The sequence below is a fragment of the Clostridium carnis genome, assembly GCF_054657435.1.
The window spans coordinates 603329-627978 of the sequence record NZ_BAAHYS010000001.1; the positions used below are offsets into that span (position 1 = coordinate 603329).

Below are 24650 nucleotides of genomic sequence, written 5' to 3' on the forward strand. Positions count from 1 at the left end.
AGGAAATTATGAGTAACTTTATAGGACCTGAGAAAATAATAGAAAAGAAAAAAGAATATTTAATGCCTTGCTCTTATCACTTTTATAAAAATCCTCCACAAATAGTAAAAGGTGAAATGCAATATCTTTTTGATTCTAATGGAAAAAAATATTTAGACTTTTTTGCTGGAGTTTCTGTAATGAACTGTGGTCATTGTAATCCTGAAATATTAAAAGCAACTATAAAGCAAATGCAAACTTTACAACACACAACAAGTATTTACTTAAATCAACCTGTTGTAGATTTAGCAGAAAAACTTTCAAAAATATTACCTGGAAATATTACTCGTTCATTTTTCTGTTGTACTGGTTCTGAAGCAAATGAAGGTGCTATTCTTTTAGCAAGATTATATACAGGTAAAAATGATATATTATGTTTAACAAATGGTCTTCATGGAAGAACATTCTTAACTATGAGTGCTACTGCAATACCAATGTGGAGAAGCGATCCAAATCTTGATATATCAGTTACTATAGTTAAAAATTCCTTTGATAAAGAACTTTCTCTTGAAGAAGCTTCTGAAAACTCATTAAAGTCTATTGAAGATGCTATAAATGAAAAAGGTGCAGATAAAATTGCTGCATTAATTGCAGAACCAATTCAAGGTAATGGTGGAATAATAACTCCTCCGCTTTGGTACTTTAAAAAGCTTAAAGCATTACTTGAAAAAAATAATATCTTATTAATTATAGATGAAGTTCAAACTGGTTTTGCAAGAACTGGTAAAATGTTTGCTATAGAAAACTTTGATGTAGTTCCAGATATAATAACAGTTGCAAAAGCTTTAGGAAATGGTATGCCAATATCTGCTTTTTGTACTAATGATAAAATTGCAGCATCCTTTACTAAGCCATCTGCTTCAACTTTAGGTGGTAATCCTGTTTGTTCTGCTACTGCAATGGCTGTTTTAGACTATATAGAAAATAATAACCTTGTTTTAAAATCGAAAGTACTTGGAGATAAATTAAAAAATGAACTTCTTAAACTAAAAGAAAAATATCCAATTATTCATGATGTAAGAGGCCTTGGACTTATGCTTGGAGCTGAACTTACATTAGAAAATGGTGAAGCTGCAAGTGAGGAAACTGATTTAATATTAGAATCACTTAAAGATAAAGGAATACTAGTAGGTAAAAATGGAATAGGTAGAAACGTACTAGCATTCCAACCACCACTTGTTATTGCTGAAAATGATATTGACTTCCTAATAGGAGGATTAGATTCTGCCCTTAGTGAATTGTACTTATAATTCGAGATGCTATAAAGCTGAGTTAGACTTTTAAAAAATCTAACTCAGCTTATTTTTTAAATTCACTTAGTGGCTCCATTTGATATACTAATTAAGCAACATACTCTTTTATAAAGTCTGGTAGTTCTTCTCTGTCATCACAATTTAGGTTAATAAATAAATTCACTTTAAACTTATGTGAGAATTCCTTTAAGCGGCCAAATAGATGTGTAGCTTCATTAATGGAACAGTTTGCAATATTTGATAGACCATCTATATATATATTTTCTATATCATAGTTTTGAGAAATAACTCCACAAATTAATCCATAAAAACTTTCACAATCATTAATTCCTAGTTCTTTAGTATCTATAAATCTTATATCTCTTCTTAACTGTCTCATTGGTCGTGAATCATCATCAATATAAACAGATACTCCTTTTACTTCATTTAAATGATTGTTTGCAAGCTCTATTAATCTTTTAGTTTTTCCTGCACCTCTACTTGCACAAAAAATTTGAATCATTGGACCCACACTCCTCTTTAATAGAATTTTTTATTCCCTTGATTTATATATATTCTTTTGTTTTGAAAATATTTACAAATATTCTTATTTATTTTATTCTTTAGTCTCTTGTCATTTACTTTAATATTTTAAATATTTCCTTATTTTAATATAATTTTCTAAAGAAAAAAGGAGATGTCGCATTAAGATGCTACAATATATAGTGTTTTATAAATTTAAATATAACACTATATATTGTAGTATTTATTCTTAGGACGACAGCCCCTTACTTATTTATCTAAATAAATGTGAACTAATAACTTTATTTCTTCCTGCATGTTTTGCATTATATAACAGTTTATCAGCCACTTTTATTACTTTGTCTAAATTCTCTCCATCTTCAGGATAAAAGCTTAAACCAAAGCTTGCTGTTATACTTTTACTTATATCTTCCTTTGATATTATACTCTCCGAAATAGCTTTTCTTATTTTATCTATTTCTACATATACGTTTTCAAAAGATTCAACATTGTTTATATATAATATAAATTCTTCTCCACCATATCTAGCAATAATGTCTTTAGACTTTAACATTGACCTTATTAAGTTCGCTGTATTTTTTAAGGCTAAATCTCCAAATTGATGGCCATAGGTATCATTAGTTTCTTTAAAATTATCTAAGTCAATCATAACTAATGCATATTTTTCGTTTGCTTTTTCCATAATTCTTTTTTCTGCAACTTCAAAAAAAGTCTTCCTATTATATATTCCAATTAAAGCATCACGTCTTGCTGCTTTTTCTATCTTTCTATATAAAATGGAGTTTTCTATTGCTATTGCTATTTGACTTGCTATAGAATTTAAAAAGATTTCATGGAATTCTGTTAAAAAATTATATAATGTATGATCAGCTATTATATATCCAATAAACCTATCTCTTACCTTTATTGGAACTCCCATTCTTGAATGAATTTCTTTATAACTATCATCGCTTTTTACAATTGGCTCCTTTGAATTTATTATAAAGGTTTTATGTTTATTTATATATTTTTTACATTGATCTGTAAGAACTATGCTTTCTCTACTTCCATTTGTTGCTTTTATTACGAATTTACTACCCTCAAATAAGTATATAGTTGATTGAGTTACTCCTAGAATTCCTATAATCATATCATTTATCATTGGAATAATATTACTACTACTTAAATTAGAATTTACATAGTTACTTATTAATATTACATTAGAAAGCATATCTAGATTCTTTTCAAACTGAATATTCTCAGCACTTAACTCTTGAATTTTTTCTTCAGTTAATTTTTGATATCTTTGAAAAGTTTCTTTTAATTTGTTATACTTTTCCATATAATCGTCCATACTTCCCCCTATTGACAATCTACTCGTATGAATCGAATTCACCCATTTTACTCTCTCATATTCTCGCATATAAATTTTATATAATCTATACCATAATATTACTTTATTTCCTTTTAAATTTCAATAGATTGTTCTTTAAAGATTATTTCAATAACTTTTATAAACTATCCCTTATAACCCCTGTTCCTTCTATTAATAAATCTACATTTACTTCTAAATTGGTTATTCCAATAGGACTTGAAATATCCTCCTTAGGATAATGAATATCTACTAACCTTTCTATCCCAAATACATCTAAATTTTCTTCTTTATACTTTTTAAATATATAGTCAAGATGTCCTTGTATTTCTTTTTCCTTTATTTCTTTTATGTACTTTAAAAGTTCTCTATCTACAATTAATCTTTCTTGACTTTCTGCTACTGATACTTTCATTTCTATATTTTTTATTAGCTTTATTTCATTGCCATCATATTTTAAATCGCTTTGTGTTTTATTTGATAGTATTTCTAATGTTATAAATGTGTTTTGTGATTGTGGGTTTGGTAACTCTAAAGTTCCACCATTAACATTATCCATTAAAATATTGTAACTTAATGCATCACTAGTTGATATTTTCTCAACAAGAGCATTATTTTTTAAAATAGCCCCTCCTCCTATTTCAACTTTTTTATCTAAAGCATCTTTTCTTATTTCTATAACGCCTATAACTTCTGTATTACTTCCCATTAGTGAATTACTTAAATAATCATTTACATTTGCTTGCATAGCTCTAGGGTTTCTTTTATTTCTATGAACAAGTTCCTCTAAATATAACCCTAAATATTCTTCATCACTAGAAGTAACCTTTAATAATTCTTCAACATCTCCTGAATATAAGAACATATCGGGTTTTACTTGAAATTGTTGATTATTATTTATTAAATCTATATATTTTTTTATTCCTTTTCTTCCTGCTTTTTCTGTAAATATATATGCTCTATTTTGAGAATAATTTATTTCAAAACTTGATGCCATATTAATATCCTTTAAAGCTTCTAATGCTGTTTTACCAACACCTTTATAAATTATTCTTCGCCCTTTATCTGAGCTTTCATTTGTACTTCTATATGGCTTAACACAATCTAAATATACAACAGCGTTTCCAAAATCATCTGTGTCAAAGATTATGCTTGTTGCAAATGTTACTTTATTTATATCTTTATAATTAAAGCATCCACCAAGAAGTAATGGAATTAAAAATATAATAAAACATTTAGTTAGTTTCTTTATCTTCATCCTTTTTACCTCTTTTAATTATATTTTGTGAAATTCTATTTAATTTCCCTCTTAGAACTACATCTTTAAATTTATATTCACTAATTGTTCCAATTGGAAATAAAAATGGATATCCTACTGATTCAAGTTCTGCAAGTTGAACTGTTAAAAGTATTGCACCACATAAAAAACCTGGTATTCCAAAGGCTGCTGAAAAAATAACAAGTATTATAGCCCAAAATGATACTGCTCCATAAAGCTTAGGTATTAAGAAATATGCAAGGGTACTTAAAGCTACTATAATTATTGTTATTCTTGAAGCTATACCAGCTCCTACTACAGCATCACCTAAAATTAAGGCTGCAACTATACTCATTGCTCCTCCTATTGGCTGTGGCAATCTAAGCCCTGCTTCTTTTATAAATTGGAAAGCAAGCATCATTACTATTACTTCTAAAAATGTTGGAAATGGTACTCCTGCTCTTGATACTGCAAGTCTAAACATAAACATAGATGGTATCATTGCAAAATGATACGTCATTATAGCAACATATAGTGCTGGTACAAATGCAGCAATAAAAAATGCTGACCATCTTAACATACGGTTAAAATTTGTATAATATCTATTTACATAATAATCATCTGGCATTTGAAAGTTTTCTAGGAAAAAATAAGGTACTGTTATAACAAATGGTGTTCCATCTACTATAACTCCAACTCTGCCTTCTAAAAGCTTAGCACTAACTTCATCTGGCTTTTCTGTATATCCAACTGTATCAAAGAAGCTATTTTGTTTTTTTAAAGCATCTTCTATATAGTTTGTATCTAATATAAACCTTATATCTAGATTTTTAACCTTTTCTTTTATTTCATCTACTAAATTTGAAGGAGCAATTCCATCTATATAACATACTGCAACAGCAGTTTTAGATTTTTCTCCTACGACTATAGCCTCAAATTTTAAATCTGGATTTTTTATTCTTCTTCTTATTAACGCTACATTATTTACTATAAGCTCGTTAAAACCTTCTCTTGGTCCTTTTAAAACTGATTCCGTTTCTGGTGTACCAACACTTCTTACTGGAAATCCCTTTGCTTCTACATATAAGATTTCTTTAAATCCTTCAAATATAACAATTGGATCTCCTGATAATATATGCATTACTGCATCATCATTATCCTTTGCTATGCCAGCTGCATTTATATCTAATGCATTTTCTAAGACTTCTTGAAGAGAGTTTATTGATCCCTTATTTGGATATAACTCACCAAAGCCTCTTAATGGTAGAACTACGTATTCACTTATCATTTCGCTATTACACAAATCATCTATAAATACTAGTGTAGCTTTACCAAGTACCGTTTGAATAGACCTATATTTTACATCAAAAGAATTTTTAAGTTTTTCTTTTACATATTCTAAATTATTCATATACATCACCTAAAGATATTATCTCTTAAAATTTTGTTTAATATTCATTAATTTGCTAATACTATCTTTATGTAATAGAAAATTAAACGGGGTGAAGAAATGAACAAATTATCTAGTAAACATTTTATATTATTTATAATAGGCGTAACCTTTATCTCTTTAAAAACTTATCCATCAATATTTATTGAATTAGGGGGAAGAGATACTTGGATTGCAGCATTAGTAGCATCCATTGCCTTTACTGCATACGCTTTATTTGTAGTAAATGTTTGTAAAACTACTAACACATATGATTTTTGCAAAATAGTTACTAATTCTTTTTCAGGTATCTTAGGTAAGTTTTTACTTATGATATTTTGTATTAATTTATTTTTAACATCTATTGAATCTTGTGCTGTAGAAGCTAACGCTCTACACTCAACTATATTTTTAGATACTCCTGTGTGGTATGCTTTAATATTCTTCCTTATACCATCTTTATTTTTACTAAATAAAAAGCTACGAACTATTCTAATTTTTATTTTAGTTGGAGTATTTACTTTATTATTAAATTCAATAGTGCTTTTTGTATTAACTCAAAGGTATCAAGAAATAAATAATTTGCTTCCTGTTTTAGGAAAGGGTATAAATAATGACTTGATTTTTTCAGCTTTATTAATATTAGGTTCCCTTTCATCCTTTGTAATAGTACTTCCTTTTATGAAGCACGTAAAAAAATATCAACATATAAAATCTCATAGCTTTTATGCATGCATTATAACTTGTGCTATTGTTATTTTATCTATATTAGGGGTAATTACTGCCTTTGGACCAATTAGATCTTCTAACATATTTTATCCAGAATTTGTATTAAGCCAAAGAATTGAAGTTGCTGGTTTTCTTGAATTTGGAGAAATGTTTTTTATAGTTCAAATAGTTTTAGGCTTCTTTATTAAGTACATTTTATCAACTTACAGCATACTACTTATATGTGAAAATATTATTACTAATAAAAAACTATTTATTGGTATATATACATTTTTAGTATTTGTATTATCTAATTTTCTTGGACGCAATAATTATATACTTTATGATATTTTAAAATATGCTCAAGTAATTAATCTTATATGCTATTTTCTTATTCCTTTCATTATATTTATAACTTACTATATTAAAAATAATAAGAAGAATAATAGCAATAATGTTATATAAAAGTAAGAAAATTAATTAAATATAAATAATTAAATTAATTTCAAGTAAATGATTGCAATAATTTTTTTTTATGTTATAATAAACATGAAAATTTAAATATATAGGTAAAATTTCGATACTGATTCCTTTCCCTTAAAATTCAAAGGTCTAAGGTAAGAAAGTTATCAAGTTTAATCCCTATGAATTTTAAGGAGGATTTTAAAATGGAAGATAAGAAAATCATTTGTAAAGATTGCGGTAAGGAATTTGTTTTCACAGTTGGAGAACAAGAATTCTACAAAGAAAAAGGATTCGATAACGAACCAGTAAGATGCATCGATTGCAGAAGAGCTAGAAAAGCACAAAACAACAGAAGATAATTTCTGTTATTTTTAAAAGCTAACCCTAAGGTTAGCTTTTTTGTTTTTTTATATTATTTATCTTTCTTATTTTTCTTATCTTTCTTATCTCTCTTATTTTTCTTAAGAAATTATATTAAAACTATCTAAATTATAGCTAACTTAATCATTTTCTAAAAGCTACGTATGTTTACTTAAAGAATAAAAAATAATTGAATTAGGCAAACTATAGTTTGAGAAAGGTGGTGAAAACCGTTGTCTATTTAAAGTATTAACAATATAAAAATAAATTAAGTAAGAGTTTTAGATTTATGACAGCGGTTATTTAGTGAAATATTTAAATGTTATTTTAGCATTATTAGTAGCTTTTTTTATTATAGGAGTAATATTCAAATTTTCTATTACCTCTATAAATGTTATTTTAATTATTTCTATGCTTTTAGTTTTAGTAGATATATTTTCTCCAAATAAAAGTAAGATAAGATAATTACATTAATTTAAATATCATTTTGAACCAAGCAGTAGCATTACCTTATGTTGACATAAAAACTAGTAAAATTTATAATTAAATGTATACGTTAAATTGATTATAATTTTTACTAATGCACATATGAAAGGAGTGCTTATACGTGGAAAATACTATAGAAAACAAAAAGGTTATCTTTAGTGGAATTCAACCATCTGGAGAACTTACTTTAGGCAATTATTTAGGAGCTATAAAAAATTGGGTATCTCTTCAAGATGAATTCGATTGTTATTTTTGTGTAGTTGACTTACATGCTATAACTGTTAGACAAGAACCTAAAGACTTAAGAAAAAGAACACTTGAAGTTCTTGCTATTTATATAGCTTCCGGAATAGTTCCTGAAAAAAATACTTTATTTATTCAATCTCATGTTCCTGCTCATAGTGAATGTGCATGGCTTTTAACATGTAACACATATATGGGTGAACTTAGTAGAATGACTCAATATAAAGATAAATCTCAAAGATATGGTGATTCTATCTGTGCTGGATTATTTACTTATCCTGTACTTATGGCAGCTGATATACTTTTATATAATACTGATTTAGTTCCTGTTGGCCAAGATCAAAAGCAACATCTAGAATTATCAAGAGATATTGCAAATAGATTTAATAATACTTACAGTCCAACATTTAAGGTACCAGATCCTTATATTCCTAAGGTTGGAGCTAAAGTAATGAGTCTTCAAGATCCAACTAAGAAAATGTCAAAATCAGATGATAATGCAAATTCATATATATTAATTATGGATCCACCAGAAGTTATTAGAAAGAAGGTTTCTAGAGCTGTTACTGATAGTATTGGTGTTATAAACTACTGCGCTGAACAGCCAGGAGTTAAGAACTTAATTGATATTATTTGTGCAATAAAAGGTTCTACGCCTTCAGAGTTAGTTGAGTTCTATAAAGGAAAAGGCTATGCAGATCTTAAAAAGGATGCTGCTGAAGCTATAATAGAAGAGCTTGCTCCTGTTCAAGCAAAAGTTAATGAACTTCTTTCTAACAAGAAATATCTTGAAGAAATATATAAGTCTGGTGCAGATAAAGCAAATTATGTTGCAAATAAGGTTCTTAGAAAGATGCAAAAGAAAATTGGTTTAATACCAAGATAAAATAAAAGCAAGGCTTTATGCCTTGCTTTTTTATTAATCTAATATAGTAAGTTCTGTTTCTTTATCAAATAAATGAATAGCGCTTGTTTTTAGTGCAAAGTTTGCTTCTGAGCCTGATTTTAACTTAGTGCTTCCATTAACTCTTGCAGTCATTGAAACACCATCTTTTGTAATATAGATATAACTTTCAGCTCCCATTAATTCTGTAACTTCTACCTTTGCCTTAATAACACATTCTGGATGAGCTTTTATAAATGCTTCATCATCATCCATATCTTCTGGTCTTATCCCCATAACTATAGTTTTACCTACATATCCCTTATCTCTTGCTACCTTAGCCTTTTCTTCTGGAAGTAAGATAGATTCATTACCAAATTCTAATCTCATTTCTCCATTTTTATCAACTACCTTAACATCCATAAAGTTCATTTGAGGACTTCCTATAAAGCCTGCAACGAATATGTTTGCTGGATGATCATAAATAGTTTGTGGGCTAGCAACTTGTTGTACTAAACCATTTTTCATAACAACTATTCTTGTACCCATTGTCATAGCTTCTGTTTGGTCATGTGTTACATATATAAATGTTGTTTGTAACTTATTGTGTAGCTTTGCTATTTCAGTTCTCATTTGAACTCTTAGTTTAGCATCAAGGTTTGATAAAGGTTCGTCCATTAAGAATACTTTAGGTTCTCTTACTATCGCTCTTCCTAATGCAACTCTTTGTCTTTGACCTCCTGATAAAGCCTTTGGTTTTCTTTCTAATAAATGTTCTATATCAAGTATTTTTGCTGCTTCTCTAACTTTTTGATCTATTTCTTGCTTTGGCATCTTTCTAAGTTTTAATCCAAATGACATGTTTTCATATACAGTCATATGTGGATATAATGCGTAGTTTTGGAATACCATCGCTATATCTCTATCCTTTGGTGCAACATCATTAACTAGCTTTTCGTCTATATATAATTCACCTTTTGATATTTCTTCAAGTCCCGCTATCATTCTTAATGTTGTTGACTTACCACATCCAGATGGTCCTACGAATACTATAAATTCCTTATCCTCTATTTCTAAATTAAAATCGCTAACTGCAGTTACATCTCCTGAATATATTTTGTAAATGTGTTTTAATGATAAATTTGCCATTTCTCAATTCCCCCTTGTTTTAACTTATCTCTAAGTTTTATCTTGTCTTAATTGTAACCCTTTTCTAACTTGAAATCTATTCGCACAATTCACAAATTTGATATGTTTTTTTTGTGCAAACATATACATAAGTTAATCTTTTTATATTCTAACTGCATACATAATGTGAGCTATCTTCTGATTTATTGACATAAAAATTTATTAATTCTATAATTATAATAAATATCAAATTTAAGAGGTTTTTTAATTATGAATGTTTATAAAAAAACAATTAATTTATTAATTTTAATTTTTATTATGCTTTCGCCATTATTACCAAGTTATGGCAAAATAAGCTCTGATATAATCCTATATTTATTAGTTTTATTACAAGTTATAGGATTTGTAATATTTAAGAAGGAGCGTAAATTAGTTTTAAATAATTTAAAGATAATTTTTAAAGATAAAATTTTCTTAAGCTTATTAGTATTAAATACTCTTATGTATTTTTCAACTATAGTAGCTCTAGATAAAAGATCTTCTATTACACATAGTATAAGATTTACATTATATTTATTTATATTCTACTTAATTTCATATTCATTAAAGAATATGAAACAGCTTAGAGCTGTATTTTTTACATTTTTAACTACTTCTATTATTGTAAGTATAATTTCATTAATTCAAGTTGCGAGTATTATTATTCTTGGAAATCATGTAGATATGCATCATAGAATAACTTCTACACTTGAAAACCCAAATAATCTAGGTGCTTATAGTATTCTTTTAATATTTATTTTTATTATGATATTAATTAAAGCTAAAAATAGAAATATAAAAATAATATTTGGTATATCTACATTATTATTATTATTTAACATAATCGTATCACAATCTAGAAATGCATTACTTGCATTAGTTGCTGGGATTTTATTAGTATTTTTATTATATAATAAAAGATATATAATATTTTCAGTAATATTTCCTGTGATTTTATTTATTATTCCTCAAACACGAGTTAGAATTTTAGATATATTTGATATGTCTCAAAATAGCTCAAGATTAAATATATGGAAGCTTACTAAAATTATGATAAATAATGATAAGCAGTTATTTGGAATTGGATATGAGAATTATGGTTTTAATTATCCTATATATTTAGAAAGTAATCCTTCTTATTTTGTAAGAGAAAGCTTAAAACCACTTCACCCACATAATGCATTATTAAAATTTCAAGTTGAACTTGGTGTATTTGGATCTATAGCATTTATTTTATTTCTTGCTATATCAATTTTTACATTATATAAAATTATGAAAAATGAAAATGATGAACTTATAAAGGTTGTTCTTATTGGAGGCTTTGTAGGCTTTGTAGCTTTTCAATCCATGAATATTTTAGATTCATATTACGGTACACCTAAGGTTATGGTTACTATGTTTATCTTACTTGCTATAATTAATGGATATAAACGAATACGACAAAATAAAAGTAATATTTTTTGATAACAAAAAGGAGCATTAAAATGCTCCTTTTTTATTATTTTTCCCAAGGTTTTGAATTTAAATATTGAATAAATGATGCTTTTAATTCATCTCTTTTTAAAGCAAATTCTATAGTTGCCTCTAAGAAACCTAGTTTATCTCCAACATCATATCTTCTACCCTCAAAATTATATGCATACATAGCTTCATTTTCCATTAAAGTCTTTAATGCATCAGTAAGTTGGATTTCTCCACCTTTTCCTGGTTTAGTATTTCCTAGTATTTCAAATATTTGTGGAGTAATTATATATCTACCTAATATAGCTACATTACTTGGAGCTTCTTCCTTAGCTGGTTTTTCAACTAAATCTTTTACTTTGTACACTCTATCTTCTATATGAAGCCCATCAACTATACCATACTTGCTAACGTCTTCATTATTAACAGTTTGAACTCCTAGTATTGAAGTTTTATATTCTCTATAACAATCCATTAATTGTTTTAAACATGGAGTTTCAGAATCAACAACGTCATCTCCTAATAAAACTGCAAAAGGTTCATTACCTACAAAAGCTTTAGCACAATATATAGCATGACCTAATCCCTTTGGCTCTTTTTGTCTTATATAATGTATATCAACCATATCAGAAATATCTCTTACAAGCTCTAACAATTCTGATTTATTGTTTTTTTCAAGTTCCATTTCAAGTTCTACTGATTTGTCAAAATGGTCCTCAATGCATTTTTTATTTCTTCCTGTTATTATAAGTATCTCTTCTATACCAGATGCTACTGCTTCTTCTATAATATATTGTATAGTTGGCTTATCAACTATTGGTAACATTTCTTTTGGTTGAGCTTTAGTTGCAGGTAAAAATCTAGTTCCAAGACCTGCTGCTGGTATAATAGCTTTTCTTACTTTCATTACTATCCCTCTCATTTTCAATTATTCTTTACATAATATAATCATTTATAATACTACCATAAAATAGTATTATAAACAACTTTCACATATACAAACTATCTTATTTTTTTAACAAAATTTATAAATTTTTCATGATTTATTGCAAAATTCCCAGAAACTTTTTCACTATCCTTTAGCCCCTTTGTAACTACTGAGCCTAAACTAATACTAACCTTACTTCCAAGTACTAATCCATTAGAAATTATAGCCCCTAAACCTACCCATGAATCATCGCCTATTATAGTTCTCCCCCCAAAAGTTGTTCTTGAAGCAATTAAACATCTCTTTCCAATCTTTACACCATGTTCTATATGAACTAAATTATCTAACTTAGAGTACTCCCCTATTATTGTATTGTCCCAAGTATATAAAGCTTTATCTATACATGAATTATATTGGACTTCAACATTATTTTCTATAATAACTCCACCACAATGATTAACATTCATTACAATTCCATCTACTCTTTTATATTCATAACCTTCTCCACCAAGTATAACTCCAGCTCTAATTATTGCATTATCACCTATTACTGTATTTTCTCTTATTACTGCAAATTCTTCTATTTTTACATTGTTACCTATTTTTACATTCTTGTTACTTATAGATGCTAAATTACTAATGTTGCAATTTTCACCTACTATAGTTTCAAATTCTTCTCTAATATATTCTTTTCTTTTACTTAACTCATTATGAAGCTTAAAATAAGAACTTCTTGGAGAATCACATATTATAACTCCATATTTCTCTTTTAATTTTTCTCCAAGCTCTTTTGTAGTAATTAAACAAGTTATATTTTCTCCAAGACCACTTATATATTTTTCACTTTCTATAAATGAAAGTAATTTTTCTTCACATTTAGATACAGCTAAACCAAGAGATGTAAATTCTCCATCTTCTAAAAGATTTGCTCCATTTATTAATTTATGTATTCCAGATAATTTCATAAAATAACCTCCGTAACAGTTTATTAATTTTTATGCTGTTTTTTTATATTATTTTAATTATACCAATTATTTTCTTAATAATAAATCTAATAATTTGTTGAATTTGTTAGAAATTCGTGATAATATATCAATATGTTGTTTGACATTTGTTTAAAATAATTATACTTTTTTTAGTAATTTATCATTATATTCATGTTTTTTCTGATAGTTATTTCTACTTATAATTCTATTTTTAAAGAACTAATCTGAAAACTTTATATTTGTATTAAAGAAAAGTATTAATATTATTTATATAATTTATATAGGAAAGAAGGTAATTAACATATGAAGAAGAGTACACGTGACTCAATTATAGTTGGGTTTGCATTATTCTCCATGTTTTTTGGAGCTGGAAACTTAATTTTCCCTGGTTTTTTAGGAAACAAGCTGGGAAGTGAATTTTTTATAGGAACAATCGGATTTATACTTACTGGTGTTGGTCTTCCATTACTTGCTATTATTGCTTGTTCTAAAGGTGATGGAACCTTTGAAACTTTAGCTGGTAGAGTTGGAAAAAAATTTGCAATAGCTTGTACTGCCATGATATTTATAGCAATTGGTCCAATGCTTGCTATTCCAAGAACTGCTGCTACTACATTTGAAATATCAATTAATCCATTTTTCCCTAATATACCTGCTTTTGTAGTAATGGCTGTATATTTTTTAATTAATTTATATTTTGTACTAGGTAGTAAATCAATAATTAATACTATAGGTAAATATTTAACACCTGCTTTATTAGTTATTTTAACTGCTATTGTATTAAAAGGTGTCTTTATGCCTATAGGATCAATTGTGGATACTGGTGCTACTTCTGTTCTGCCAACAGCTTTACTTGAAGGATACCAAACTATGGATGCCTTAGCTGCACTATTATTTGCAAGTATTATTACTATATCTTTAAAGGAAAAAGGATATAAAGGTAAAGAAATACCTTCAATGATACTAAAATCTAGTTTAGTTGCAGTTGTTGGATTAGCCTTTGTATATGGCGGACTTATGTATTTAGGTGCTCAAACTGTAGAAATAGCTCCAAATGATATTGGAAAAACTGGTTTATTACTTTTTATTTCTAAATCAGTATTAGGTAATATGGGGTCTACTCTTATAGGTATTGCAATGGGCCTTGCTTGTTTAACTACTTCTATTGGATTATTAGACGCTGGTTCTACTTTCTTTGAAAGTGTTTCTAAAGGTAGATTACCATTTAAATTTAATGCTATTTTACTTTCAGTAATCAGTTTATTTATTGCTTGTCTAGGTGTAGATAAAATAGTTAAACTTTCTGTTCCTGTTTTAAATATTCTATATCCTGTAGCAATTACATTAATAGCTATAACTATTTTCTCTAAATATCTAACAAATTTAAAAGCTGTAAGATTAGGAGTTTATACATCATTAGTATTTGGATTGTTACTTGCTATTCCTGGATTAAACTTAAGCTTTATACCTTTAGCATCAATAGGCTTTGGTTGGGTTCTTCCAACTTTAATAGCTATATTAATAGGCTATATAGTTTTTAAGGAAAATAGTACTACAAAAAATATATAAGAAATAAAAATGCTATGAAGTTTAACTTCATAGCATTTTTATTTCTATATTAATTTAAATATAAATTCTCATATAATTCCAACAACTTCTTTTCCTCAGTGTCCCAAGAGAATTTCTCTTCAAATATTTTCTTATTTTGTTTACCTATTATTTTTCGCTCTTGCTTATTATGTATATAATAATTAATAGCATCTGCAATATCATTTATGTTTAATGGATCTACATATATTCCTACATCACCAAATAATGCTTTCCAATATTCAAAATTTGACAATACTACTGGAAGCTCACAAGCCATATATTCTATAACTTTGGTAGGAATTGATTTTTTATAATTTGGTGTTGGATGTAAAGTACTTATACCAAGATCAGCTGCTTTTACATAAGTATATAATTCGTTACTATTAAAAACTCCAAAATATTTTGTATATTTATATCCGCTAAGATTCTCACATTCTTTTTTCAGTTCTTCTGTTTCCCAAGTTCCAATTAACCATAATTCAACTTGTCCTTTAAATCTTTCTGTAACTCTTATAATTTCCTTTACACCTCTAATACGTGTTATAGAACCTATATATAGTATAACAAATTTATTAGAATCAATATTACGCTCTTTAGACTTAGATTTATATATTACATCCTTAATAGCATAATTTTTTATTGTTATTGAGTTACTATTATATAACTTAAACTTATCCTTCAATTCGTCCAATATAGTTACTATTCCATCAAACTTTTTTGCATTAATTTTTTCATATTTATTAAATCCTTTAGATATTATTTTTCTAATCCATAAAGGGCCTAAATAACTTTTAGATAATATTTGCTTCGGCATGTCTTCATGTACATCATATATTACTTTTTTACCTGCCTTTTTTAATTTTACACCTAAAGCTATTAATTCTGGATCATGAAAATGGTATATATCAGCATTTAATTCTAAAGCCTTTTTATAAGCCTCTTTTCTCTTAAAAAACATTCTATAAAGTCTACTACTATTATTTGTTAATGGAGTTATATTAACTCCATTAATTTTTTTTTCTTTATCACTAGTAACTATAAAATAAACATCATATCCTGCATTTTTTAGGCTACTACATTCCTTAAATAAAATTCTATTATCATTTTCAGAGTGAGCTGTGGAAATATGACATATTTTTCTTCTATTCATCCAATCACCATCCCCTTTCAATGCTGCCTAAAATATTCTAATATTACTTCATATCAGAACTTGAAAAGTTATTAAAAGGGAAATTTACAGGCATTCCTGTTTTTCTTGATTTATACGCTGCTAATATTATTGAAAGTGGTACTATTGCATCTTCTCCACTTACATATGGTTTTCTATCCTCATTTATAGCTTCTACAACATCCTTAAATAAAGGAGTATGACCTTTTCCATAAACGCTATCTATTTGAACTTGTAAATCAGATTTTGCAGCTTCTTCATCCTCGCCTTCAAATCTCCATGTCTTAAGTTCATTAACAGCTAATCCACCAATTACTACAGTACCTTCTGTTCCAAATACACTTAAAGTTTCTTCTAAGTTCTTAGGATATACTACTGCACTTCCTTCAACTATTCCTATAGCTCCATTTTTAAATCTAATAACTATAGCTCCAAAATCTTCTCCTTCTATAGGGTTTCTGAAAGTATCACATTCTGAATATACTCTTTCTACTTCTGAACCTACCATCCATTGAAGTAAATCAATATTATGTATACATTGATTCATTAAAGTACCACCATCTAAATCCCAAGTTCCTCTCCATGGAGCTTGCTTATAGTAGTTCTCATCTCTTCTCCAAAGTATTCTAGCTGTACCATTCATTATTCTGCCAAGCTTATTATTTTCTACTGCTTCTCTAAGCTTTTGTATAGGCTTATTAAATCTATTTTGATGAGCAACTGAAAGTTTTACATTATTCTTTTTAGCTACTTCTATCATTTCATTTGCATCATCTATAGACATAGCCATAGGCTTTTCTACTATTACATGCTTTCCTTTATTCATACAATATATAGCTATTTCTGCATGATAGCCACTTTCTGTAGCTATTGTTACTACATCAATATCTTCCTCATTAAGCATTACCTTGTAATCTTCATAAACACCAACATGTAATGAATCATCTTCCATCTTTGTTAAATATTCTGCTTTTTTAGCTTCTGCAAGTTCTACTTTCACATCACATGTTGCTACTAATTCTGCTATATCCTTATTTTCTACTAATCCTTCTACATGTTTATATGAAATTCTTCCACATCCAATTATTGCAAATTTAAGTTTTTTCATAATATATACCACCTTATATACATTTAATTATAGTTTTTAAAATTAACGCTATATCAAAAAATAAATTACTCTTTTCAATATACTCCAAATTTAGCTCTAGTTTATCCTTCATAATTACATTAATATAATACTCTTCAGGATTATCAACCTTTCCTAATATCTCATTTTCATCCTTATATCTTAAGGAAGCTAAATCAGTAATACCTGGTCTTACTAATAGTACTTTTCTTTGCTCATTATTATATAAAGCAACATATTTAGGAACTTCTGGCCTAGGTCCAACTAAACTCATGTCTCCCTTTAATACATTAAATAACTGTGGCAATTCATCAATCTTAAACTTTCTAAGAAAAGCCCCTGTCTTAGTTATTCTATTATCTTTTCCTACAGTAATTTGTTTTCCTAGCTTTTCTGCATCAGTAACCATAGTTCTAAATTTATAAATATTAAATTCTTTTCCATCTTTTCCAACTCTTTTTTGTAAAAATAATATTTCACCTTTAGAGTCAAGCTTTATAGCTATACTAACTACTATAAATATTGGTGATAATATTATTATCCCTATTAGTGATGCAACAAAATCAAATATTCTTTTAATAGCTTGATTAAATTTACTCATTAATTACTTCCTTTACCTCTAAGACTATATATTTAATAGGTTTTTCCTATTATTTATTCTTTTGCTTTTTTAAAACTTATTCAGTTATAGCCACTTCATTTACTTCTGAAGGCTCTTTATATGTAGGAACAATTTGCTTCATTTTTTCCTTTACAATTACATCATCCTCTTCTAATAAGCTCTCTAATTCTTTTAACTTCTTATTTAAGTTATCTATACTTTCAAAGGTTGGTTTACCTATATAAATCTTATTATGACTTGTATTTGTAAGCCCTTCTTCACTCATTAAAAGTTCTTCATATAATTTTTCTCCTGGTCTAAGTCCAGTTACTTTTATTTTAATATCTCTATTTAGTTCTAATCCAGATAGCTTTATTAAATCAACTGCTAAATCATATATTTTAACTGGCTTACCCATATCTAAAACAAATATTTCTCCCCCTTTTGCAAAACCACCTGCTTGAAGTACAAGCTGTGCAGCTTCTGGTATTAACATAAAATATCTTGTTATATTTTTATGAGTTACTGTTACTGGTCCGCCATTTTGTATTTGCTTTTTAAATAGTGGTATAACAGATCCATTACTTCCAAGTACATTACCAAATCTAACAGCAACAAATTCTGTTTCACTAATTGTATTATATGATTGAATAATCATCTCACATAATCTCTTTGTAGCTCCCATTATATTTGTTGGATTAACAGCTTTATCTGTTGATATTAATACAAGCTTTTCAGCTTTAAATTTAGCTGCTGTTTTAGCTAAATTTAATGTTCCAAACACATTGTTTTTTATAGCTTCCTTTGGACTGTCTTCCATTAATGGAACATGTTTATGTGCTGCTGCATGGAAAACAACTTGAACCTTATATTTTGAAAATATTTGTTCTAATCTTTTTATATCTCTTATAGAACCAATTAAAACCTTCATATCTATATCTGGATAATTAGCTTTTAATTCATTTTGTATATCGTAAACTGAGTTTTCATATACATCAAAAAGTATTAGTGTTTTAGGACCAAAAGCTATTATTTGTCTACATAATTCAGAACCTATAGACCCTCCTGCTCCTGTTACTAAAACAACTTTATTATTAAGATAACTTGAAATCCCTTTATTATCTAATACAATTGGATCTCTTCCTAATAAATCTTCAAGTTCTACATCTTTTATCTTACTAACAGTAGCTTCCCCAGAAATTATCTCATAAATTCCTGGTATTATCTTAATTTTACAATGTGTTTTTTTACATATTTCAAGAATTTCTCTTTTATTTTCGTTATCTATAGAAGGAATAGCAATTATTATAGTATCGATTTCTTTTTCTTCTGCAAGTCTTTCTATATCTTCTCTTCTTCCTTCAACTTTTACACCACTTATACGCTTACCTTGTTTGAAATCTCTATCATCTATTAAAAGAATAGGATTTAATTTTAAATTTCTTCTTGCAAGCATCTCATTAATAATCATAGTTCCTGCTGAACCGGCACCTACAATCATTACTCTTTCTTGATCTTTTGCATATTTATACGGCATATAAAGTAATGTTCTTCTATAAACTCTATATAAAACTCTATATCCTAATACAAATATACATACAAGCATTGTTCCTATTACAGATACATTTAATGGAATAGTTGCACCAAAACTTCTTGTATATAATATAACTATAGCACCTGCTAATATACCGCCACCAGCACCTAATAAGAATTCATCTGTTCCAGTTAAATGCCATAAGGAACTATACATTTTAAAAGCAGCAAAGCATACAATATAAACTAAAGTAACTACAAAAATATCTTCTTGATAAATTGTTGCTACCTCTGTAAATCTATCGAAAAATGTAATATTTATTGCAAGTAAATATGCCATATTTACTAAGAAAATATCAATAATAACAAGTAAAAAAGTTTTAATTCTATTCATATTTTACCTCCTCTTCTCTTTTAAAGAAGAATCTCTTATACAACTATTTACAGTTTAATTTTTATCTCTATAATTATACTACTAATAATACATAATTGTCTATAAAGTGAATTTCTAAAAGTATTTTTTTTAAATTATATAAATTAAAATATAAATTAAAATATAAATTTATATAAGAAAAGCCATAGGAAATCCTACAGCTTATTACTATTCTACATTATTTTACTTATTAATTCTTTAACCTTTACAGCTGCATTTCCATCACCAAATATATTTGGCTTTTCATCTTTAGGAGTAAAGTTTTTAATTGCATCTAATATCTTATTTTTATCTGTCCCTACTATTACATTCCATCCATTTTCTACTGTTTCTACCCACTCTGTTTCATCTCTCATAGTTATGCATGGCTTACTTACAAAGTATGCTTCCTTTTGAACTCCACCACTATCAGTTACTATTTTCTTTGAATTTTCTTCTAACATTAACATTTCTAAATATCCAATTGGATCTATAACCTTTATGTTACTATTAAAACTTAATCCATAATCACTAATAAACTTTTTAGTTCTTGGATGTAATGGTAATACTATTTTTTCTCCACTTTCATTTAAAGCTTCTATTATATTCTTAAGTCGCTCTATACTATTTGTATTTTCAGCTCTATGAATTGTAGTTAGTATATATTCTCCCTTTTTAAGTCCAAGGTCTTCTAATAAATTTTCTTTATTTTTAGCTAATTCCTTAAACATTAAAACAGCATCATACATAACATCTCCTATGTTATGTACACCATCTCTTATACCTTCATTTTCAAGATTTTTTTCTGCATCTTCAGTAGGTACTAGTAACAACTTAGATATATTATCTGTAAGTATTCTATTTTGTTCCTCTGGCATTTTTTTATTAAAGCTTCTTAACCCAGCTTCTACATGAACTACAGGTATAAGCAATTTACTTGCTGCTAACGCTCCAGCTAATGTTGAATTAGTATCTCCATAAACAAGTACACAATCTGGCTTTTCTTTAATATATATTTCTTCTAATTTACTTAACATTTCACCTGTCATTTTTCCATGACCACCAGATCCAATATGTAAATTATAATCTGGAGTTGGTATTTTAAGCTCTTCAAAGAATATTTTTGACATATTATCATCATAATGTTGACCTGTATGTATCAATATTTCTTCAAAGTTTTTTCTTAACTCTTTTGAAACTGGAGCTGCCTTTATAAATTGTGGTCTTGCTCCTACTACAGTTATTATTTTCATACTTCACCTCTATAAATATTACTATTTATTTTTCAATTTGCTTATTTGTTCTATTCTTTTATTCCAAGTATTATTAACTCTTGTTATTTCTACATTTCTTGAATATTCTTTAACATCATCTATTTTAATATTAACTAGGGTATTATATAGACTTTCTATATTATCATCACATATAACACCTATTTTATTTGAATTAATAAACTTAGCTACTTCCTTGCAATTTGTTGATATTATCGGTAATCCAAATGAGATATATTCAAATAGTTTAACTGGCATAGCAAAATCCATATAAAAATCTACTTTTCTAGGTATTATAGCAATATTTGCTTTACTATATATTTTTTTTAACTCTTTACCTGAAGCATGATATATCTTTAACCATTCTTTATCTTTATATTCTTTTATTTTTTCTGCATCCTCTTCTCTACATACTAAATGTAAATTCATTCTTTTATTATTGTTAACTTTATCTAGTGATTCTAATAATAACTTTCCACCATATTGTTCTGACATTCCACCTACATATATAATTTCAACTATATCACTATTTTTTCTCTTAACATCTAAAAGTTCACAAGCTGGAGGCAATGCTTCTTTACATTTAAAATCAAATAAATCTCCCATCATATCTGTTGGAAAAAATATTTTTTTGCATACATTTTTAATAATAAACCAATCAAATTTATGCATTGTATTTATTATAAACTTCTTTAATCCGCTTACTTCATACCAATCTGCAAACTTCCAGTAAGCATCTCTATAAAATAATCCAGTTGGAACCTTTTTTATTTTACTTATATAAAGTAAAAGTAAATGATCACTTAAATTAAATATTGGCCCTGCTGGAGGTTCTACATAACAAAACTCATACTTATTTTTTCTTATTTCTTTATAATACTTAAAGCAATTTTTCCATCTTTCAAGTTTTCTATTTTGCTGTCCTGTTAAAAGAGAGACATTATATCCTTCTTCTATAAATGCATCATATATCTTTTTAGGCCTTACTGATGACCCACTTTTTTGTTCATTAAAATCTACAAATGTTATATAAAGAATATTTTTATTCAATAATCTTCTCCCTCATTTCCTTATTAGTAATAGAAATAACATATATAACTGGTAACCATAAAGTAATTACAGAAACGCTGTTTATTAAATATGGCTCCATAAAATTAAATATTATAAATATAATAAAATATATTCTTATAATATTTGCTTCATTTTTTTCTAATTTAAAGGTATATTTAAAAACTATAATTATAATGCTTATAATTAGTATTAATCCTATTAATCCACTTTGTAAGAATAGTTCTAAAAAACCATTATGAGTATGTGATGCTATTCTTTCATAAATCGGAATTACCCTTCCCTTTAATAAATATGTTGTAGAATTAAATCCATTTCCTCTAAAAGGATTACTAGTTAATTTTTGAAGTGCATAATCCCATATATATCTTCTCCCACTAAAAGTTAGTGTTTTACCAAAAACTGAAACTATAACTTTATTTATTATTGGAGATGAAATATTCATAATTGGAAGTGCTATTCCAACTACCATAGCACTTTTTAAAGCTATCTTTGATACTCTCTTACTTTTTACTATAAATATTAACGGAATAAATAGTGACATAGTTACTATACCCGTAGAACTTTTTGAAATAACAATTAATACTATACTTAATATTAGCATTATAATTGTATTTCTTCTTTCTACTAAACTTTTACTTTTAATTATGCTTAAGCTATACATATAAATAAATATACAAAAGTTTAAATAAATAATCATTGTACTTCTACTTAGATGAATACCTCTTGCAACATGAGTACTTCCACCTTCACCCATGTATCCTACTTTTGTAAATATAGCTAATGCTAAAATATCTGTAATAACTAATACACTACAATATGACTTCAATATTTTTATAATTCTTTCTTTACTTGAAATACAGAATAATAAAAGAAAATAACAACAAGGTCCTAGTAAATTTATATAAAGCTTAATTCCTTCAAATTTTTCTGGTGCCCAAATTAATGTTATTCCTACAAAAATTATAAAAACAGCACTTAACGCATACCTTTTCATTTTTATTCTTTTAGTTAATAAATAATAAATAACCATTAATATAAAAATAAAATTACTAATAAGTCTAGCGATACTTATTAGACTTGGTGGTATAAAAAATGTTTTGTATAATATATCACTAACCGATGTATTTATAAATAGTATAAATATATTAAAATATATACTATTAAATATGATTTCTTTTGACATTAGTCTTCACCTATTACTTCATTATAAATCATTTCTATTTTTTTAGCCACAACCTCTTCTGAAAATGTATTTTTGCAATAATTTATAATATATTCTGTATTATATACATGCCTATTTTCAAACATAAATCTCATTGCTTTAGATAATTCACAAATATCATCTATCTCTACACTTATACCACATTTATCATTTATAAATGTATCTGGTCCACCAGTTTTAGTACTAATTACTGGCTTTCCATAACTCATAGCTTCTATAAATACTATTCCAAAGGTTTCAACTCTACTAGCTAATACAAAACTGTCACAATTTTGCATATAATACGGTACTTTTTCTCTTTTGACTTCACCAAGTAAAGTAATATTTCCTTGTAGATTCAAACTATTTATAAGCTCTTGTAATGGCTTTTTCTCTGGACCCTCTCCACCTATATAAAGCTCAACATCTTTAAATATATCTATATTTTCCCAAAAGGCCTTTATAAGTATATCCATCCCCTTATAACTATTTAAAAATGCTAAACTAAAAAACCTGTATCTTCTCTTAGTTTCATCTATTTCTTTTATCTCTTGGTTTACTGAAACCATATTAGGTATAATATCTACTTTATTTTCCCCCGAATACTTAGATATTTTTTCACCTAATCCCTTGCCTACAGCAATAACCTTTTTAGCTTTTGTAAATGTATCATATAAAAACTTATCTTCTATTTTATTTATTACATTTCTATGATATCTTGAAGAATGTTCTGTAATTACATATGGATGCCTATTTTTTATTTGTGAATAAGCTATACCCGCATCAAAAGCTGAATGAATATGTACAATATCTATCTTTCCTTCCTTATCTAAAATTATCTTCATAATTTTAGATATTAAGAAACTATAGTATTTTATATATAACCCGTACATTTTAGGAAACATATTATAGGTTTTATATCTATAAACCTTTATTCCATTTTCCTCTGATATTTCTAAACGTTTTTTAAACTTTACTTTACCAATACTGGTTATAGGACTCATATTAATATTTAATACAATTACATCAAGACCTGATTTTTCCAAAGCCTCGGCTTGTTCTTTAAAAAATATACCATTTAAAGGTTTATTATTATCAGGATACCATGAAGCTAATATTAGTACTCTCACAAAATCAC

The 24650-nt window shown here is 27.1% G+C and carries 22 protein-coding genes; 7 read left to right on the plus strand and 15 right to left on the minus strand.

Going from position 1 to position 24650, the window contains the following annotated elements; genetic code table 11:
* Positions 1 to 8 precede the first annotated feature (8 nt).
* Positions 9 to 1289, plus strand: coding sequence for an aspartate aminotransferase family protein (locus ACYQ1T_RS02965; protein ID WP_459831582.1), 1281 nt, complete (start codon positions 9 to 11; stop codon positions 1287 to 1289).
* A 91-nt stretch (positions 1290 to 1380) separates the two neighbouring features.
* On the opposite strand, the gene ACYQ1T_RS02970 is transcribed toward ACYQ1T_RS02965, so the two are convergent.
* The 4 genes from ACYQ1T_RS02970 to ACYQ1T_RS02985 all read right to left on the minus strand — a co-directional run bounded on the left by ACYQ1T_RS02970 (position 1381) and on the right by ACYQ1T_RS02985 (position 5834).
* Complete coding sequence (locus ACYQ1T_RS02970; RefSeq protein WP_459831585.1) at positions 1381 to 1794, minus strand: hypothetical protein; 414 nt, start codon at positions 1792 to 1794, stop codon at positions 1381 to 1383.
* Positions 1795 to 2067: 273 nt separating this feature from the next.
* Positions 2068 to 3147, minus strand: coding sequence for a sensor domain-containing diguanylate cyclase (locus ACYQ1T_RS02975; RefSeq protein WP_459831587.1), 1080 nt, complete (start codon positions 3145 to 3147; stop codon positions 2068 to 2070).
* 157 nt (positions 3148 to 3304) lie between these two features.
* Positions 3305 to 4423 (minus strand): Ger(x)C family spore germination protein, encoded by a 1119-nt coding sequence (locus ACYQ1T_RS02980; protein ID WP_459831589.1) that lies wholly within the window; start codon positions 4421 to 4423, stop codon positions 3305 to 3307.
* Positions 4401 to 5834: a spore germination protein gene (locus ACYQ1T_RS02985; RefSeq protein ID WP_459831591.1), complete on the minus strand. Its 1434-nt coding sequence runs from the start codon at positions 5832 to 5834 to the stop codon at positions 4401 to 4403. Before ACYQ1T_RS02985 ends, ACYQ1T_RS02980 begins: the two co-directional genes overlap by 23 nt.
* Before the next feature lie 99 nt (positions 5835 to 5933).
* Here ACYQ1T_RS02985 and ACYQ1T_RS02990 point away from each other — a divergent pair, with 99 nt between their 5' ends.
* The 4 genes from ACYQ1T_RS02990 (at position 5934) to trpS (ending at position 9000) form a co-directional block, all read left to right on the plus strand.
* Positions 5934 to 7025, plus strand: a complete 1092-nt coding sequence (locus tag ACYQ1T_RS02990) for a GerAB/ArcD/ProY family transporter (protein ID WP_459831594.1) — start codon at positions 5934 to 5936, stop codon at positions 7023 to 7025.
* A 203-nt stretch (positions 7026 to 7228) separates the two neighbouring features.
* Positions 7229 to 7384, plus strand: coding sequence for a zinc-ribbon domain-containing protein (locus tag ACYQ1T_RS02995; protein ID WP_008677523.1), 156 nt, complete (start codon positions 7229 to 7231; stop codon positions 7382 to 7384).
* Between the two features lie 307 nt (positions 7385 to 7691).
* On the plus strand, positions 7692 to 7850 hold the full coding sequence (locus ACYQ1T_RS03000; RefSeq protein ID WP_459831597.1) for a hypothetical protein: 159 nt from the start codon (positions 7692 to 7694) through the stop codon (positions 7848 to 7850).
* 142 nt (positions 7851 to 7992) lie between these two features.
* Positions 7993 to 9000, plus strand: coding sequence for a tryptophan--tRNA ligase (gene trpS, locus ACYQ1T_RS03005; protein WP_459831599.1), 1008 nt, complete (start codon positions 7993 to 7995; stop codon positions 8998 to 9000).
* 33 nt (positions 9001 to 9033) lie between these two features.
* Here trpS and ACYQ1T_RS03010 read toward each other — a convergent pair whose 3' ends face one another.
* On the minus strand, positions 9034 to 10146 hold the full coding sequence (locus ACYQ1T_RS03010; protein ID WP_459831601.1) for an ABC transporter ATP-binding protein: 1113 nt from the start codon (positions 10144 to 10146) through the stop codon (positions 9034 to 9036).
* Positions 10147 to 10395: 249 nt separating this feature from the next.
* Between ACYQ1T_RS03010 and ACYQ1T_RS03015 the strand changes: the two genes are divergently transcribed.
* Positions 10396 to 11628 carry an O-antigen ligase family protein gene (locus ACYQ1T_RS03015; RefSeq protein WP_459831604.1) on the plus strand — a complete coding sequence of 411 codons (1233 nt, stop codon included), beginning with the start codon at positions 10396 to 10398 and terminating at the stop codon, positions 11626 to 11628.
* Positions 11629 to 11662: 34 nt separating this feature from the next.
* Here ACYQ1T_RS03015 and galU read toward each other — a convergent pair whose 3' ends face one another.
* Both galU and ACYQ1T_RS03025 read right to left on the minus strand, forming a co-directional pair.
* Entirely contained in the window at positions 11663 to 12532 is an 870-nt protein-coding gene (gene galU / locus ACYQ1T_RS03020) for a UTP--glucose-1-phosphate uridylyltransferase GalU (RefSeq protein ID WP_459831607.1), read from the minus strand.
* Positions 12533 to 12627: 95 nt separating this feature from the next.
* A complete protein-coding gene (locus ACYQ1T_RS03025) occupies positions 12628 to 13518 on the minus strand; it encodes a DapH/DapD/GlmU-related protein (RefSeq protein ID WP_459831609.1) in 891 nt (296 codons plus the stop codon).
* A 324-nt stretch (positions 13519 to 13842) separates the two neighbouring features.
* Here ACYQ1T_RS03025 and brnQ point away from each other — a divergent pair, with 324 nt between their 5' ends.
* A complete protein-coding gene (brnQ, locus tag ACYQ1T_RS03030) occupies positions 13843 to 15108 on the plus strand; it encodes a branched-chain amino acid transport system II carrier protein (protein ID WP_459831611.1) in 1266 nt (421 codons plus the stop codon).
* 49 nt (positions 15109 to 15157) lie between these two features.
* Here the strand turns inward: brnQ and ACYQ1T_RS03035 are convergent, their stop codons facing one another.
* The 8 genes from ACYQ1T_RS03035 to ACYQ1T_RS03070 form a co-directional block, all read right to left on the minus strand.
* On the minus strand, positions 15158 to 16279 hold the full coding sequence (locus ACYQ1T_RS03035) for a glycosyltransferase family 4 protein (protein ID WP_459831613.1): 1122 nt from the start codon (positions 16277 to 16279) through the stop codon (positions 15158 to 15160).
* 43 nt (positions 16280 to 16322) lie between these two features.
* A complete protein-coding gene (locus ACYQ1T_RS03040) occupies positions 16323 to 17405 on the minus strand; it encodes a Gfo/Idh/MocA family protein (RefSeq protein WP_459831616.1) in 1083 nt (360 codons plus the stop codon).
* A gap of 13 nt (positions 17406 to 17418) precedes the next feature.
* On the minus strand, positions 17419 to 18024 hold the full coding sequence (locus ACYQ1T_RS03045; protein ID WP_459831618.1) for a sugar transferase: 606 nt from the start codon (positions 18022 to 18024) through the stop codon (positions 17419 to 17421).
* Positions 18025 to 18100: 76 nt separating this feature from the next.
* The gene (locus ACYQ1T_RS03050) at positions 18101 to 19951 is read right to left on the minus strand and encodes a polysaccharide biosynthesis protein (RefSeq protein WP_459831621.1); all 1851 of its coding nucleotides are present in this window, start codon (positions 19949 to 19951) and stop codon (positions 18101 to 18103) included.
* Positions 19952 to 20163: 212 nt separating this feature from the next.
* The gene (wecB, locus tag ACYQ1T_RS03055; protein WP_459831623.1) at positions 20164 to 21222 is read right to left on the minus strand and encodes a non-hydrolyzing UDP-N-acetylglucosamine 2-epimerase; all 1059 of its coding nucleotides are present in this window, start codon (positions 21220 to 21222) and stop codon (positions 20164 to 20166) included.
* Positions 21223 to 21243: 21 nt separating this feature from the next.
* Positions 21244 to 22290 (minus strand): glycosyltransferase, encoded by a 1047-nt coding sequence (locus ACYQ1T_RS03060; RefSeq protein ID WP_459831626.1) that lies wholly within the window; start codon positions 22288 to 22290, stop codon positions 21244 to 21246.
* Positions 22283 to 23494: an O-antigen ligase family protein gene (locus ACYQ1T_RS03065; protein ID WP_459831629.1), complete on the minus strand. Its 1212-nt coding sequence runs from the start codon at positions 23492 to 23494 to the stop codon at positions 22283 to 22285. Before ACYQ1T_RS03065 ends, ACYQ1T_RS03060 begins: the two co-directional genes overlap by 8 nt.
* On the minus strand, positions 23494 to 24642 hold the full coding sequence (locus ACYQ1T_RS03070) for a glycosyltransferase (RefSeq protein ID WP_459831631.1): 1149 nt from the start codon (positions 24640 to 24642) through the stop codon (positions 23494 to 23496). Before ACYQ1T_RS03070 ends, ACYQ1T_RS03065 begins: the two co-directional genes overlap by 1 nt.
* Positions 24643 to 24650 lie beyond the last annotated feature (8 nt).

What these genes read in the sequence shown, in the direction of transcription:
- ACYQ1T_RS02965 (WP_459831582.1), top strand. Translation starts at nt 9, where the DNA reads ATGAGTAACTTTATAGGACCTGAGAAAATAATAGAAAAGAAAAAAGAA.
- ACYQ1T_RS02970 (WP_459831585.1), bottom strand. Translation starts at nt 1,794, where the DNA reads ATGATTCAAATTTTTTGTGCAAGTAGAGGTGCAGGAAAAACTAAAAGA.
- ACYQ1T_RS02975 (WP_459831587.1), bottom strand. Translation starts at nt 3,147, where the DNA reads ATGGACGATTATATGGAAAAGTATAACAAATTAAAAGAAACTTTTCAA.
- ACYQ1T_RS02980 (WP_459831589.1), bottom strand. Translation starts at nt 4,423, where the DNA reads ATGAAGATAAAGAAACTAACTAAATGTTTTATTATATTTTTAATTCCA.
- ACYQ1T_RS02985 (WP_459831591.1), bottom strand. Translation starts at nt 5,834, where the DNA reads ATGAATAATTTAGAATATGTAAAAGAAAAACTTAAAAATTCTTTTGAT.
- ACYQ1T_RS02990 (WP_459831594.1), top strand. Translation starts at nt 5,934, where the DNA reads ATGAACAAATTATCTAGTAAACATTTTATATTATTTATAATAGGCGTA.
- ACYQ1T_RS02995 (WP_008677523.1), top strand. Translation starts at nt 7,229, where the DNA reads ATGGAAGATAAGAAAATCATTTGTAAAGATTGCGGTAAGGAATTTGTT.
- ACYQ1T_RS03010 (WP_459831601.1), bottom strand. Translation starts at nt 10,146, where the DNA reads ATGGCAAATTTATCATTAAAACACATTTACAAAATATATTCAGGAGAT.
- ACYQ1T_RS03015 (WP_459831604.1), top strand. Translation starts at nt 10,396, where the DNA reads ATGAATGTTTATAAAAAAACAATTAATTTATTAATTTTAATTTTTATT.
- galU (WP_459831607.1), bottom strand. Translation starts at nt 12,532, where the DNA reads ATGAAAGTAAGAAAAGCTATTATACCAGCAGCAGGTCTTGGAACTAGA.
- ACYQ1T_RS03025 (WP_459831609.1), bottom strand. Translation starts at nt 13,518, where the DNA reads ATGAAATTATCTGGAATACATAAATTAATAAATGGAGCAAATCTTTTA.
- brnQ (WP_459831611.1), top strand. Translation starts at nt 13,843, where the DNA reads ATGAAGAAGAGTACACGTGACTCAATTATAGTTGGGTTTGCATTATTC.
- ACYQ1T_RS03035 (WP_459831613.1), bottom strand. Translation starts at nt 16,279, where the DNA reads ATGAATAGAAGAAAAATATGTCATATTTCCACAGCTCACTCTGAAAAT.
- ACYQ1T_RS03040 (WP_459831616.1), bottom strand. Translation starts at nt 17,405, where the DNA reads ATGAAAAAACTTAAATTTGCAATAATTGGATGTGGAAGAATTTCATAT.
- ACYQ1T_RS03045 (WP_459831618.1), bottom strand. Translation starts at nt 18,024, where the DNA reads ATGAGTAAATTTAATCAAGCTATTAAAAGAATATTTGATTTTGTTGCA.
- ACYQ1T_RS03050 (WP_459831621.1), bottom strand. Translation starts at nt 19,951, where the DNA reads ATGAATAGAATTAAAACTTTTTTACTTGTTATTATTGATATTTTCTTA.
- wecB (WP_459831623.1), bottom strand. Translation starts at nt 21,222, where the DNA reads ATGAAAATAATAACTGTAGTAGGAGCAAGACCACAATTTATAAAGGCA.
- ACYQ1T_RS03065 (WP_459831629.1), bottom strand. Translation starts at nt 23,494, where the DNA reads ATGTCAAAAGAAATCATATTTAATAGTATATATTTTAATATATTTATA.